This is a genomic window from Polynucleobacter victoriensis (assembly GCF_900187875.1).
GTDB lineage: Bacteria > Pseudomonadota > Gammaproteobacteria > Burkholderiales > Burkholderiaceae > Polynucleobacter > Polynucleobacter victoriensis.
This window is the reverse complement of the sequence record NZ_FYEX01000001.1, coordinates 22,326-36,734: the sequence shown is the minus strand read 5'-3', so window position 1 is coordinate 36,734 and position 14,409 is coordinate 22,326. Positions and strand designations below refer to the sequence as shown.

Here is a 14,409-nt window from a genome sequence, read left to right as displayed (position 1 = left end):
TTAGGTATTTTTCTTAAGATCATTCACGATTGCGGTGGTATCTGCCATTGCCTGGCCACTTAGCTTAACTGCTTCACTAAATTTTTGAGATACCAATAAACGTAACTCATCAATCTGAGCTAAAGCATAGTCAGGTGATGGAAAGATTGCAGGCATGTCTAGCACCCGCCCGTCCTCAGTTAAAAACTTAGTTTTAACCATCACCCCTTCAGGTGTGATTTCAACTGAAAAGACCGAACGACCTGTGAACTGCTCATTTAATGGATCATCATTGTTCATGGTTATTTCTTTCCTGAAGCTTGGCTCACAAATGACAACTTAGTAACGCCGTTAGCCTGAGCCATTGCCATGATTTCAGCAACGCGGCCATATGGCACAGCCTTGTCAACGCTGATCTGAAGTTGGGATTGAGGTACGGATGATAATTGTCGTAATTCTTGTGACAACTCCTTATCACTAACTAACCTGCCATTTAAACTAGCTTGACCATTAGCTTCAATGATTAGTGGTGTATTTTTAGCTTGATCCTGTTGAGCAACAGCCTGCGTTTTGGGTAAATTAACCTTCATGGATTGCGGCACAATTAAAGGTGCTGTGACAATAAATATCACCAACAGCACCAACATAAGGTCCACCAACGGCGTCACATTAAGTTCAGCCATCATGCCATCTTCAGATTTATTAGAAATCATTGACATTGCTATCTCTCAATCATGATGATTGTTTTAATAAATTTAACGTAATGTTTGCCATTACGAATCTATTAAATTGATGGCAACAAAAAAAGCCACCCTACGGTGGCTAGTGAGCTCAGACAACTAGCGATAGCAACTTATATAGATAAATAGTTTTCTTGTCGGGCATTCTCAGATCTAAGCCCTGGAACCCAAGCTTTAGTCGGAAGGCAAAATTTCTTCTCTAAGTACTCTGCCCTAGCCTTAACCTGATGCCAGTCGATTTCTAAATGAGGTCCCTTAAATGCCAGCACCACCACATTACAGTCATGCACTTGATGGAACACCAAGACCCTATTATTAAAAGCGTCACATATATTCTTGATATTGGTTTTAAAACTCTTGTGGTTACCAAATAGATTCACTGTCATGACCCCTGGTGACTTGAGGGTGTCGTAACAACCTTGGTAAAACTCTGCGGAACTTAATACGGGACCTCTGGCTGTGGCGTCATATAAATCAACCTGCAATAAATCCACCGTTTCTTGATGTTTCTTGTAAGTCACATACTTAAGCGCATCACCTTGCAAGATTTCAAGATTCTTATTTGGTGCAGGCAAATTAAACATGACTCTAGCTGCAACAATCACCGCGGGGTTCAAATCCACTGCGGTGACTTTGGCTTTTGGAAAATACTTATGGGCGAATTTAGTTAATGCCCCTGTTCCCAAACCTAACTGAACCATATGAAATGGTGTCTTCTTAATTTGATTGAGGCGCTTGTCATTTGGATCTAAAAACAACAAACCTGCCATCATTTGCTGCGCATACTCAAGCTCTATGTAATCTGGGTCATCGATGCGCATCGCACCTTGAACCCACCAAGTACCAAAGTGCAAGAAGCGAACCCCCTTCTCTTCAGAGAAAGTTACTGGTGCAAACTCAGGCTTATTGTTCACTTTAGCTTTTTTGGATATTTTTGTTTGCTTTTGAATGCTCTTCTTTTTTGCATTAGCCATAGCAGCCTCATGTAAAAGAACCAGACTCAAAGCTTCAGTCTGGTTCATTGTTTCCTGCATGAATTGATTAAATACTTACTTAGTCCAAACCCTGGCATTACGGAACATACGCATCCATGGGCTTGCGCCATCCTGAATGTCATGCCATTGTTTTGGTGCCCAGCTCATCTGAGCTGTTCTAAACACTCGCTCTGGATGAGGCATCAAGACTGTAAAGCGTCCATCAGGCGTCGTTAAACCAGTAATACCCTCTGGTGAACCATTGGGGTTTAATGGATAAGTTTCAGTCGGTAAGCCTTGGTTATCTACAAATCGAAGTGCCACCAAACCTTTAGCTTGCGTATCAGCTTGATTACCTTGCTGACCGAAGTTAGCAAAACCTTCACCGTGGGCAACTGCAATTGGTAATTGGCTACCTGCCATGCCTTGCAAGAAAATCGATGGTGACTGCGTCACTTCTACCATCACCAAGCGGGCCTCGTATTGCTCAGATTTATTGCGCGTGAACTTAGACCAAGTCTGTGCACCTGGAATGATGCTCGCCAAGTTCGACATCATCTGACAACCATTACAAATACCTAAACCGAAAGTATCCGGGCGATTAAAGTAAGTCTGGAACTGATCTTTAATAGATGGGTTAAATAGGATGGATTTAGCCCAACCCTCACCCGCACCTAAAACGTCACCATAACTAAAACCACCACAAGCGACTAAACCTTGGAAGTCTTTAAGATTGACTCTGCCAGAAATCAAGTCACTCATATGGACGTCATAGCTTGAGAAACCAGCCCAATCCATGGCGTAAGCCATCTCTAGATGAGAGTTAACACCTTGCTCTCTGAGGATAGCCACCCTAGGTTTAACACCTTTGGCAATATAAGGCGCTGCCACGTCTTCACTTGGATTAAATGTGAGTTTTGGCTGCATACCGGCGTCCGCCAAGTTATCAACCAAATTATTTTCACTATCAGCACAAGCAGGATTGTCACGTAAACGAGCAATTTGCCAACTAGTGCTTTGCCATAGCTTTTGTAATACATGGCGAGGCACATCTAAAATCTTCTTCGCATCACGCCAAATTTCAATTTGACCAGTGGTGTTTGGTTTAGCCACCACATGACTGCATGCATACAAGTTATGCTCTTTCAAAATAGCAAACACTGCATCCCTGTCAGAGCGTTTTACTTGAATCAATGCACCCAACTCTTCATTAAAGAGTGCTCTTAAGGTCAAATCATTTCTTCTGCCTGATACCTGTTGAGCCCAGTTCTTCGCATCACCAAAATCAGATTCGTGATCTTTATCAAGCACCAACATATCAACGTTTAAAGATACGCCTACGTGAGCAGCAAATGCCATTTCTGTAGCTGCGGCAAATAAACCGCCATCCGAACGGTCGTGGTAGGCAAGCAATAGCCCTTCTCGACGCATCTTGATAATGGCGGCAGCTAAGTTTTTAAGATCTTGAGGATCATCTAAATCAGGAGTGGTTTGACCCGCTTGATCAATCACTTGAGCCAAGATGCTGCCTGCCATCCGACTCTTTGATCTTCCTAGATCAACCAACACAATCTCTGTATCTAACGCTTGACCAGCTTCATCTTTGACCTGCAACAGAGGGGTTGAAGTTTTACGCGCATCAATCACTGGAGCAAAGGCAGAAATAATTAGTGACACTGGTGATGTCACTGCTTTCTTCTCTTGAGTAACCTCATCTGCCCATTGCGTTCTCATCGATAAAGAGTCCTTACCCACAGGAATCGAAATTCCTAAAGCTGGGCATAACTCCATACCTACTGCCTTAACAGAATCAAATAACTTGGCATCCTCACCGGGATTGCCGCATGCTGCCATCCAGTTAGCAGATAACTTAATATCTTCAATTTTGTCGATATCAGCAGATAAAAGATTCGTGATGGATTCTGCCACTGCCATGCGTGCAGCCGCTGGTGCATTCATCACAGCCAATGGAGTTCTCTCACCCATTGACATCGCTTCACCGCGATACCCTTTGTAATCCATCAAAGTCACAGCAGCATCTGCTACTGGCACTTGCCAAGGACCGACAAATTGGTCACGGGCATTTAACCCGCCCACTGTTCTGTCACCAATCGTGATCAAGAATGATTTGCTAGCTACAGTTGGGTGCTGCAAGACCAAGCTTGCTGCAATATCTAACTGGACATCCGTTAAATCAATCTCTGGTAATTGCTTTTCAATACGCTTGACATCACGATGCATGCGCGGCGGTTTACCCAAGAGCACTTCCATCGGCATATCAATCGGTAAGCGCTCATCTTTACCCTCAGGCTGCTTGGTATCAACCAAGAATAGTTGACGCTCAGCCGTTGTCTCACCAACCACTGCAATCGGACAACGCTCACGCTCACATATGGCCTCTAATATCGGTAAGCTTTCTTTTGCAATAGCTAGAACATAGCGCTCTTGAGATTCGTTACACCAAATCTCTGCAGGACTCATACCGCTTTCTTCTAGAGGCACTTTACGCATATCAAAAATAGCCCCTAAACCAGCACCATCTGCTAACTCAGGAAAGGCATTGGATAAACCACCCGCACCCACGTCATGGATTGAAACAATTGGGTTCTTATCCCCTAAAGCTCGACATGCGTTAATCACCTCTTGAGCACGACGCTCAATCTCAGGATTGCCACGCTGAACTGAATCAAAGTCTAAGTCTGCTGTATTTGCACCTGTGGCCATGGAGCTAGCTGCACCACCACCCATACCAATGCGCATACCAGGACCACCCAACTGCACCAATAGATTGCCTGCTTTAATTTCTTTTTTATGGGTATGACCATCGTCAATGGCACCAATACCACCCGCAATCATGATGGGCTTGTGATAACCACGACGCTCACCATCAATCGTTTGCTCAAAAACACGGAAATAACCACCTAAATTAGGACGACCAAATTCATTATTGAATGCAGCACCACCCAAGGGACCTTCAATCATGATCTGTAATGGCGAAGCAATGCGCTCCGGTTTACCGTAAGGCTGTTGATCCCAAGGTAACTGACTACCTGGCAAATTTAAATTCGATACTGAAAAACCACACAAACCTGCTTTAGGTTTACCACCAATGCCCGTTGCACCTTCATCACGAATCTCACCACCTGAGCCAGTTGATGCGCCAGGATATGGGGCAATCGCTGTTGGATGGTTATGAGTCTCTACCTTCATCAAGGTATGTGTGAGTCTCGTTTTCTTGACATATTCCTGCTGCTCATTTGGAGCCCAAACCTCTGCCTCACAACCAACCATGATGGCTGAGTTATCAGAGTAAGCGACCACCGTACCATTGGGTTGCAATTGATGCGTATTACGAATCATTGCAAATAAAGACTTATCTTGCTCTAAGCCATCAATGGTCCAAGTTGCATTAAAAATCTTATGACGGCAATGCTCACTATTAGCTTGCGCAAACATCATAAGCTCAACATCGCTTGGATTGCGATTGAGTTTTTTGAAGTTATCAACCAAGTAATCCACTTCATCATCAGACAAAGCCAACCCCATGGATGTATTAGCTTCCTCTAAAGCAGCTTTACCACCTTGCAAAATGTCTATGCGCGTAAAGTGCTTATCAGCCAAAGTTTGATACAACTCAGCGGCTGCGTCGATACTTGGTAAAGTGATTTCTGTCATACGATCATGAATAGCTGCCAAAACTAACTGGCGCTGATCGTCACTTAATGATTTTTTACTCGTCCAGAAAAATTGCACACCACGTTCAATACGCAATACATTGAGGCCGCAATGATGCGCAATATCTGTAGCTTTACTCGCCCATGGTGAAATCGTACCAATACGAGGAGCCACCACTGCTTGATCTTGCTTACCTGAAAATAATCCCTTGGCTTCTACTAAGGAAAATGGTTCGCCATAATTCAGCAAACCCTTCAAGACATTCATTTGATCGCCAGAAAATTCTGTGTCAGACCAAACAAAATGAACAAATTGCGCTTGAATCTGCGTGAGCTCAACACCTTGCTCTGATAATGAGCTAATTAGGCGCTGTTGGCGGAATTGAGAGAGGGCTTGGGCCCCATTTAGGCTTAAAAAACGACGATTTGCAGGCATCCCGCAATTATAAAACGAATAGGATTTGACCTCTTGTTTTTAAAGCCATTTTTAGCTTTTATTAACTCCCTGAAATCACCCGGCCTGCATTTAGAACCATCTGACGCTTGCATCGCTTGGCCAAAGCCCCATCGTGGGTCACCAGAATCAAGGTGGCGCCAAGATCCTGGTTTAGCTGAAAGAGTAAATCAATGATTTTTTGACCATTTTGCTCATCCAAACTACCCGTTGGTTCATCAGCAAACAAAATATCCGGCTCAGTCACAAATGCGCGAGCCAATGCAACACGTTGTTGTTCACCGCCAGATAAAGTCTTAGGTCGATGTTTTAAACGCTCGGCTAGACCTACTTTCTCTAGCCACACCTGCGCCTTAGCAGCAGCTTCTGCTCTTGGCATACCTATGAGCTCCATAGGTAATTGCACATTCTCAAGTGCATTTAAGTGGTCAATTAACTGAAAGGTTTGAAAAACAAATCCCACGTGGTGCGCGCGGATAGCCGCTCGAGTGCTTTCATCCCCACCTGAAATATCTTTATCCATTAATACAACCTGACCTGCAGTAGGAGTATCTAGACCAGCCAATAGTCCGAGTAAAGTACTTTTACCAGAGCCACTAGCCCCCACGATCGCTAAGCTATCACCCTCTTCCACAGAAAAAGAAATATCATGCAAAATCGTCAGCAAGCCATCGGCTGTATCAACAGTTTTTCCTAGGTGAGATACATCTAAAACAGTTCTTGGTAAGCTTGTAGACATGGCAAATAAAGTGAATATCTTATAAAAATGACTCGCTGGATTCAATCAAGACACATGGTACTGGTCTTTGCACTATTGTGCATGGCAGTTTCATATGCCCCCAATAGTTCGGCCAGTAACCCCAAAATATTGATCTTGGGCGACAGCCTTTCCGCAGAATATGGTTTGCCTCGGGGCACTGGTTGGGTATCCTTATTAGATAAGCGTCTTGTATCCAATCAGTTATCTTGGTCACTGATCAATGCCAGCATCAGCGGTGAGACGAGTGCTGGAGGCCAAACTCGCCTAGCCGCCCTATTAAAAACTCACCAACCTCAAATAGTCATTGTTGAACTGGGTGCCAATGATGCTCTAAGAGGATTGCAACTACAGGCTACTGAAAAAAATTTACGGCAAATTATTCAATCGTCTAAAAATGCTGGCGCGAGAGTATTGCTACTGGGCATGCGCATTCCACCCAACTATGGGCCTGATTACAGCAATCAATTCTTTGGCCTATTTGCGAAATTAGCTAATTCAGAACAAATTGAATATTTACCGTTTTTCTTAGAAAAGGTAGCTGATAAATCAGAACTATTTCAAGCAGATCGAATCCACCCTAATGCTCAGGCACAGAGCATCTTATTGGACAACGTCTGGCCTAAATTAAGACCCATGCTGCATCGCTAAATAGGTTTTAGCGGCAAGGTAATCACAAACTCTGCCCCACCGGCTACTGATACTTGATAAGCAATATTTCCCTGATGCCTATCAACGATATGTTTTGATAGCCACAAGCCCAAACCCATACCATCCTTCTTATTACTACTCATCAAGTTGAATAAGTTAGCTCTTAAATGCTCTGGCACCCCCGCACCATTATCAGCAATGCTTAATTTCATCTCAGCAGAGGTGAACTGTGTTGATATATCAATTTTTTTGTGTTGAATATCAAGATTAGATAAAGATTGAATAGCATTATTTAGAAGGTTCAATATCACCTGACTAAATTCATTGCTGTTCATTGGAACCAAATGATTGCCACTCAAATTGAGATTAACCTGTATACCCAAATTCTTGGCTTGAGGCGTGATGATTGGCATCAAATCTTCGATTAAATCATTTAAGTTAACAGCCGCTAGCTCAGCTTGGTCTTGCTGAAAAATATTTCTTAAAGTAGAAACAATTCTAGATATTCTCTGGTTGTCATGTTCAATATTAAGAATGACATCTTTAATTTCAGACGAAGTCTCAGTACCCTTATCCATCTTTAACTTCAAAAATTCCGTATTCAAAGAGATAGCAGTAATTGGCTGATTCAACTCATGGGCAATGGATGCAGATAATGCGCCTGTAGCGACAGTTTTATTAGCCTTCAATAACGATGCAATCAACTCATCACGCTCTAAGAGAAGCTTTTTAATCACCTCATTTTCATTTGAAAAAGTAGCACTAGATAAAGCCATTTTCTCAGTCCAATAGCTACCAATCGCGATATAAGCAACTGTATTGGCCACCAACTGCGCGATCGTGAAAAATATCAGAGCCTGCGGCAACTGTTCCACTCTCTGAACCGAAAGAGTACTGAACCCCAAAACAACCAAACGACAAATTGCAAAACTTAATTCAATCATCGTGGCATATTGCAAATATGTCAGCTGTGGAGATGAATCAATTTTTCTAATTTGACGTAACTGATGGATTTGAGAGCCAAACAAAAACAATGCCAAACAAACCATATAGACAGTTCTGATCTCAAAATTACCGTAATGCCTTAGCAACTCAAAGATGACAAAAAAGATAAGAATTGACGCCTTAGCTAGTGCATCAAACCGATCAGAAACCACCTGAGTCAAAGACTTGCAAAACAACCACTGATAAACCGCTGCAACATAGAAGAGCGTGTTAGCGATTGTGAAATTGAACGCTGGGCGCTCAACGTCATCTACAAAAATAACGCCCAAACCAAAAACAAATAACGCAGAAATATTTGCCGTCAAGGATCCCATCCAATATGGGCTCGGGCGCACTAGATTTCTAGATCGATGATAGTGAAATAAACCAATTAATAAGCCCAGCTGAATTGCAGCTAAAACGAAGAAATAAAGAGCGATTAATGGCTTTAACATACTTAGAGTATATCGATGAACCCAGTTAGATTGAATAAAAAAGCCCTGATATACAGGGCTTTTAATGAACTAGTTTAGTTACTTCACTTGATTGATTTGCTTAACGCCAGCTCGTTCACGCACACTGTCAAAATAAGTGGCCGCTTCTGATTGCGTACCTAACTGAGCAATTTGCTGAGCTTGACTTGCTCTTAGCTTAGGATCGACTTTGCTAGGTTGCTGAATTTTGCTCACACGATAAATCGCTAAACCACCACCGGCAGCTTCTGCGCTGACTACCGCAGGCAATTTAGCTGGATCGACTGAGGTAACTGCATCAATTGCTGAGCCAGTTAAATCTGTTGGCTTATTTCTAGATACCCACTTGGCAGCACCAAACCCAGTGACATCTGCTGGATTTTTTTGCAATGCTTGCAATTTTTCTTGGCCAGTCTTAATGGCTAAGTCTTGAGCCATCTTTAGACTAACTTGCTTCTTAACGTCTGGCGCCACTGCATTAAATGGCATTGCAGATTGAGGGTTATGCCCTGTGACCCTTGCAGAAATCAACTTACCTGGACTTAACTCAAGTGCCTCAATATTGCGTCGATTCTTGATGGCATCATCGCTAAAGATTGCTGCTAAAACCTTAGGGTTGTTGAGTGGATGATCTGCCGATAAAGCATTAGCACCACCACGCGTAACACCTTTGAATGTCTGAACAGCTAGCTTCAAACGATTCGCAACTGGACTAAGGCTGTCTGGCTGCTCATAAGCCATATTGGCAAATAAGTCCGCTTTTTCAGCGTAAGCTTTAGCGTCTTTTGTATCGGCCTGTAACACCACATACTCAACATCGATAGATTCAGGGGCTTGATATGCTGCAACATTCGCCTGGTAATAAGCCTCTAGATCTTGTTGTGTTGGATTAACTTTCGATAAAAAGTCTGCAGGAATAAAGCGTAATACCTGTACTTCACGCTCAGTCTCAAGTGCTTGAGATACTTTTTCAGCAACTTTACGTGAACCAATCCCAGTTGCCATCACTGATGTCAGCACATGGCGAGTCATTAATTCATAACGACGCGTACCTTCAAATTGATCAACGGTCATGCCATTGCTCTTTAATAACTGAACGTAACGGTCATTATCAAATTTGCCATCTCTGTATAAAGCTTTGATTTCAGGAATCTGAGTCAAATCACGAGCCAACGCCTCTGGACTCACAGCTAACTTAAGAGATTTCAATTCATAAGCCAACAAACGTTGCTGAATGATCTCACTCAATACTGATTGTTTGAATGGCACACTATTAACCATTGCTGAATCAACGCGACCTTGCTGTTGTTGCAAACGATCAGCTCTAGCTTTTACTGCGTTATCCAACTCTTGGCGAGTAATGCTGACACCGTTGACCTTGACCAAGTCACTGTCTTTCCCCATGTCACGCACATAGCTCTCAATGCCTAAAAAGACAAATGATGGAAGGATGAGCAATAGCAAAAGCCCCATCAGTAATTTTTGGTACTTACGGATCGATTCAAGCATGGATTTTTGGTAGGTTTGACGTAGAAAAAGTCAGAAGAAATCTGTGGTGGGTGCTGAGAGGGTCGAACTCCCGACATTCGCCTTGTAAGGGCGACGCTCTACCAACTGAGCTAAGCACCCACAGAGAAGACGAGAGTATACAGCACCTTCACCTTCACTGCAAATTTTTTCAACTTTTGAGTTAATGTTTGTCCTGACACAAATAGTTTTTTACACCACTTGTGCCAGGGTCTTACTGTTTTAATCAGTGCTTCAAGACGTCGCCAGAAGTAGCTTGGGCAGTCTTACTTGCCTCTGCTGCTTTAGCAATTTCTTCCGGAGTTAACTCAGGCAATGGCTCTGGCATTTTTTCAAGCGCCAACTCCAAGACCTTATCAATCCAACGCACTGGAACAATTTCAATTGCATTCTTCACGTTATCAGGAATATCAGTTAAATCTTTGACATTTTCTTCAGGAATCAAAGCCAACTTAATTCCACCACGATGAGCTGCCAGTAGCTTTTCTTTCAAGCCACCGATTGGCAACACTTCGCCACGCAAAGTGATTTCACCTGTCATTGCGACATCAGCTCTCACTGGAGTACCAGTTAGAACAGATACCAACGCTGTAGTGATTGCAATACCCGCTGATGGACCGTCTTTTGGTGTTGCACCTTCTGGGAAGTGAATGTGAATGTCTTTCTTTTCAAAAGCTTCTTCAGCAATACCCAGCTTGCGACCACGTGAACGCACCACCGAACGAGCAGCCTCGACTGACTCTTTCATCACGTCACCAAGCGAACCAGTTCTAATGGTGTTGCCTTTACCAGGCATCACTGCGGCTTCAATGGTTAACAAATCACCACCTACTTCTGTCCAAGCCAAACCAGTTACTTGCCCCACTTGGTTTTTCTTCGCTGCTAAACCAAAGTCATAACGGCGCACTGATAAGAACTTATCGAGGTTAGAGCTGTCCACCTTAATAGGTGCCGCCTCTTTCTTCAAAAGTAACAACTTAACAACTTTTCGGCAAATTTTGCTGATCTCACGCTCTAACGCACGCACACCCGCTTCACGAGTGTAGTAACGAATAATGTCGCGCACAGCCGACTCATCAACTGCAATTTCTCCCGCCTTCAAACCATTGCCTTTAATTTGCTTAGGCAATAAATAGCTCATGGCGATATGCGTCTTTTCGTCTTCTGTATAGCCCGCCAAACGGATCACTTCCATACGATCCAACAAAGGGCCTGGAATATTTAGCGAATTAGATGTTGCAACAAACATCACATCTGATAAGTCGTAATCAACTTCTACATAGTGATCTTGGAAAGTATGGTTTTGCTCTGGATCCAACACTTCCAACATAGCACTAGCAGGGTCACCACGGAAATCCATACCCATCTTGTCGATTTCATCTAAGAGGAATAATGGATTACGCACACCTACTTTGGTGAGACTCGTCAAAATTTTGCCTGGCATTGAACCAATGTAGGTGCGACGATGACCACGAATTTCTGATTCATCACGCACGCCACCCAATGCCATACGCACAAACTTGCGATTAGTAGCGCGAGCAATTGATTGACCCAATGATGTTTTACCCACACCAGGAGGCCCGACCAAACAAAGAATCGGCGCCTTCACTTTATCAACGCGTTGTTGAACAGCGAGATACTCCAAAATACGCTCTTTAACTTTATCAAGACCGTAGTGGTCTTCATTAAGAACTTTCTCTGCATTGGTTAAATCATTATTAACTTTGCTCTTCTTCTTCCAAGGCAAGTTCACCAATGTTTCGATGTAATTACGAATCACAGAAGCTTCTGCTGACATCGGCGACATCAACTTTAGCTTCTTCATTTCAGATTCAGCTTTTTTCAATGCTTCTTTAGGCATCTTCGCGGCTTTGATGCGTTTATCGAGCTCCTCGATATCTGCACCCTCTTCGCCTTCGCCCAATTCTTTCTGAATGGCTTTTACTTGTTCATTCAAGTAATACTCGCGTTGACTCTTCTCCATTTGACGCTTAACACGTCCACGGATACGTTTTTCAACTTGCAAGATATCAATCTCACTCTCAAGATGCGCCAAAATAGCTTCCAAACGCTCAACCACTGTTGGTAGTTCAAGCAACTTTTGCTTTTGGTCCAACTTGATTGGCAAGTGTGAGCAAATAGTGTCAGCTAAGCGACCAGCATCATCAATGCCTTGCAGCGTTGCCAAAATTTCTTGAGGAATCTTTTTGTTGAGTTTGACGTATTGATCAAACTGAGAAACGACTGCGCGGCGCAGCGCCTCAATCTCCGGTACTTCAGTACTTGAAATCGCTTGAGGCGTTGCATCGCACATGAAATACTCTAAGCTATCTTCCACATTGCTAACGTCCGCACGCTGAGTACCCTCAACAAGAACCTTGACCGTTCCGTCTGGCAACTTAAGCATTTGTAGAATTTTTGCAATACAACCCACTGTATACAAATCTTCTACTTCCGGCTCATCTTTTGCGGCTGCTTTTTGCGCAACTAGCAAAACACTCTTACCGGTTTCCATAGCGGCTTCTAAAGCTTTGATAGATTTTGGTCTACCCACGAACAATGGAATCACCATGTGCGGGAACACCACCACATCTCTTAGCGGCAACAATGGCAGCTGGATGGGTTCAGAAGGAAGTAACAAGTCACCAGGCATGGTTTATCTCCAAAATGTGTGTTTGTATTTTCCTACAGAGTAAGAATACATCGAATTTGGGGCTGTTTTAATCAAAAACAAGGGTAAAAACTAAGAAAAATGCGAAAAAAAGCATTTTTTGGTGTTTTCTTGGGCGATATAGAGATTATTTTGGACTGGAAATAACAAAAAACCCCCTATTTAGGGGGTTTTTACTCTAAAAAATCGATTTACTACTAAATTTAGTAGAGAGTAGGCTCTTAAGAAGCTGCTTTTTCTGACGCCTCTTGGTAAAGCATAAGTGGCTTACCGTCACCGTTAATGGTGCTCTCATCTATCACCACACGTTGCACGTTCTCAAGACTAGGTAAGTCATACATCACGTCCATCAGTGCATGCTCAATGATTGATCGCAAACCACGTGCGCCAGTTTTTCTAGCAATTGCCTTTTTCGCTATTGCACTTAAAGCATTAGGGCGAACCTCTAGCTCCACACCTTCCATATCTAATAAGGCTTGGTATTGCTTTACCAAAGCATTATTAGGTTCTGTGAGGATTTGAACGAGAGCCGCTTCATCTAGCTGAGCTAAGGTTGCCACAACAGGTAAACGACCAATCAACTCAGGAATCAAGCCAAACTTGATCAAGTCTTCTGTTTGAACCTCTTGTAATAACTCAGATATAGAGCGATCGTCTTTACCGCGTACTTGAGCACCAAAACCAATACCAGCAGTCACAGTACGCTGTTGAATAACTTTTTCTAAACCATCAAATGCACCACCGCAGATGAAAAGAATATTCGTTGTATCAACTTGCAAGAAATCTTGATTAGGGTGCTTACGACCGCCTTGTGGTGGCACTGAAGCCATGGTGCCTTCAACTAACTTCAATAAAGCCTGTTGAACACCCTCACCTGATACATCACGTGTGATTGATGGGTTGTCTGATTTACGTGAAATCTTATCGATCTCATCAATGTAAACAATGCCCTTCTGCGCTTTTTCAACGTTGTAGTCACAAGCTTGTAAAAGCTTCTGAATAATGTTCTCGACATCCTCACCAACATAACCAGCTTCAGTCAAAGTGGTTGCATCAGCAATCACAAATGGCACATCTAATAATCTTGCTAAAGTTTGAGCCAATAAAGTTTTGCCTGAACCTGTTGGGCCAATCAAAAGAATATTGCTCTTAGCTAACTCAACGCCGTTATGAATAGTTTTCTTATTCTTGCCTGAGCCAGTAGTTTCAATGTGCTTTAAGCGCTTATAGTGGTTATAAACCGCTACAGCTAATTGCTTCTTGGCATGGTCTTGACCAATCACATATTGGTCTAAGCTTGAACGAATCTCATGTGGTGTCGGCAAACCTTCACGTGGGTCTGCCTCAGGTAACTTACCAACCTCTTCAGTAATGATGTCCGTGCATAAATCAATACACTCATCACAAATGAATACTGATGGACCCGCAATCAGTTTTTTTACTTCATGCTGGCTTTTGCCACAAAACGAGCAATAAAGTGGCTTCTCTGTTGAAGTAGTTGTATCGCTCATAAATATTGATCTGG

The 14,409-nt window shown here is 43.0% G+C and carries 10 protein-coding genes and 1 tRNA gene; 1 reads left to right on the top strand and 10 read right to left on the bottom strand.

The features are described from left to right. The 5 genes from CFR83_RS00180 to CFR83_RS00160 all read right to left on the bottom strand — a co-directional run bounded on the left by CFR83_RS00180 (nucleotide 1) and on the right by CFR83_RS00160 (nucleotide 6,560). Nucleotides 1–279, bottom strand: a complete 279-nt coding sequence (locus CFR83_RS00180; RefSeq protein WP_088811915.1) for a hypothetical protein — start codon at nucleotides 277–279, stop codon at nucleotides 1–3. Between the two features lie 2 nt (nucleotides 280–281). After that, nucleotides 282–698 (bottom strand): ExbD/TolR family protein, encoded by a 417-nt coding sequence (locus CFR83_RS00175; protein ID WP_088811914.1) that lies wholly within the window; start codon nucleotides 696–698, stop codon nucleotides 282–284. 134 nt (nucleotides 699–832) lie between these two features. Then, a complete protein-coding gene (locus tag CFR83_RS00170; protein ID WP_243383290.1) occupies nucleotides 833–1,753 on the bottom strand; it encodes a methyltransferase domain-containing protein in 921 nt (306 codons plus the stop codon). A 15-nt stretch (nucleotides 1,754–1,768) separates the two neighbouring features. After that, the gene (gene purL / locus CFR83_RS00165; RefSeq protein WP_088811913.1) at nucleotides 1,769–5,803 is read right to left on the bottom strand and encodes a phosphoribosylformylglycinamidine synthase; all 4,035 of its coding nucleotides are present in this window, start codon (nucleotides 5,801–5,803) and stop codon (nucleotides 1,769–1,771) included. 61 nt (nucleotides 5,804–5,864) lie between these two features. Beyond that, nucleotides 5,865–6,560: an ABC transporter ATP-binding protein gene (locus CFR83_RS00160; RefSeq protein ID WP_088811912.1), complete on the bottom strand. Its 696-nt coding sequence runs from the start codon at nucleotides 6,558–6,560 to the stop codon at nucleotides 5,865–5,867. 27 nt (nucleotides 6,561–6,587) lie between these two features. Between CFR83_RS00160 and CFR83_RS00155 the strand changes: the two genes are divergently transcribed. Beyond that, a complete protein-coding gene (locus tag CFR83_RS00155) occupies nucleotides 6,588–7,229 on the top strand; it encodes an arylesterase (protein WP_243383289.1) in 642 nt (213 codons plus the stop codon). On the opposite strand, the gene CFR83_RS00150 is transcribed toward CFR83_RS00155, so the two are convergent. The 5 genes from CFR83_RS00150 to clpX all read right to left on the bottom strand — a co-directional run bounded on the left by CFR83_RS00150 (nucleotide 7,226) and on the right by clpX (nucleotide 14,395). Then, the gene (locus CFR83_RS00150; protein WP_088811911.1) at nucleotides 7,226–8,668 is read right to left on the bottom strand and encodes a sensor histidine kinase; all 1,443 of its coding nucleotides are present in this window, start codon (nucleotides 8,666–8,668) and stop codon (nucleotides 7,226–7,228) included. The two genes, CFR83_RS00155 and CFR83_RS00150, sit on opposite strands and share 4 nt — an antisense overlap. Before the next feature lie 78 nt (nucleotides 8,669–8,746). Beyond that, on the bottom strand, nucleotides 8,747–10,195 hold the full coding sequence (locus CFR83_RS00145; RefSeq protein ID WP_088811910.1) for a SurA N-terminal domain-containing protein: 1,449 nt from the start codon (nucleotides 10,193–10,195) through the stop codon (nucleotides 8,747–8,749). 44 nt (nucleotides 10,196–10,239) lie between these two features. Then, nucleotides 10,240–10,315, bottom strand: a tRNA-Val gene (locus CFR83_RS00140). A gap of 124 nt (nucleotides 10,316–10,439) precedes the next feature. Further along, nucleotides 10,440–12,866, bottom strand: coding sequence for an endopeptidase La (lon, locus tag CFR83_RS00135; protein ID WP_088811909.1), 2,427 nt, complete (start codon nucleotides 12,864–12,866; stop codon nucleotides 10,440–10,442). 239 nt (nucleotides 12,867–13,105) lie between these two features. Next, nucleotides 13,106–14,395, bottom strand: a complete 1,290-nt coding sequence (clpX, locus tag CFR83_RS00130) for an ATP-dependent Clp protease ATP-binding subunit ClpX (RefSeq protein ID WP_088811908.1) — start codon at nucleotides 14,393–14,395, stop codon at nucleotides 13,106–13,108. Nucleotides 14,396–14,409 lie beyond the last annotated feature (14 nt).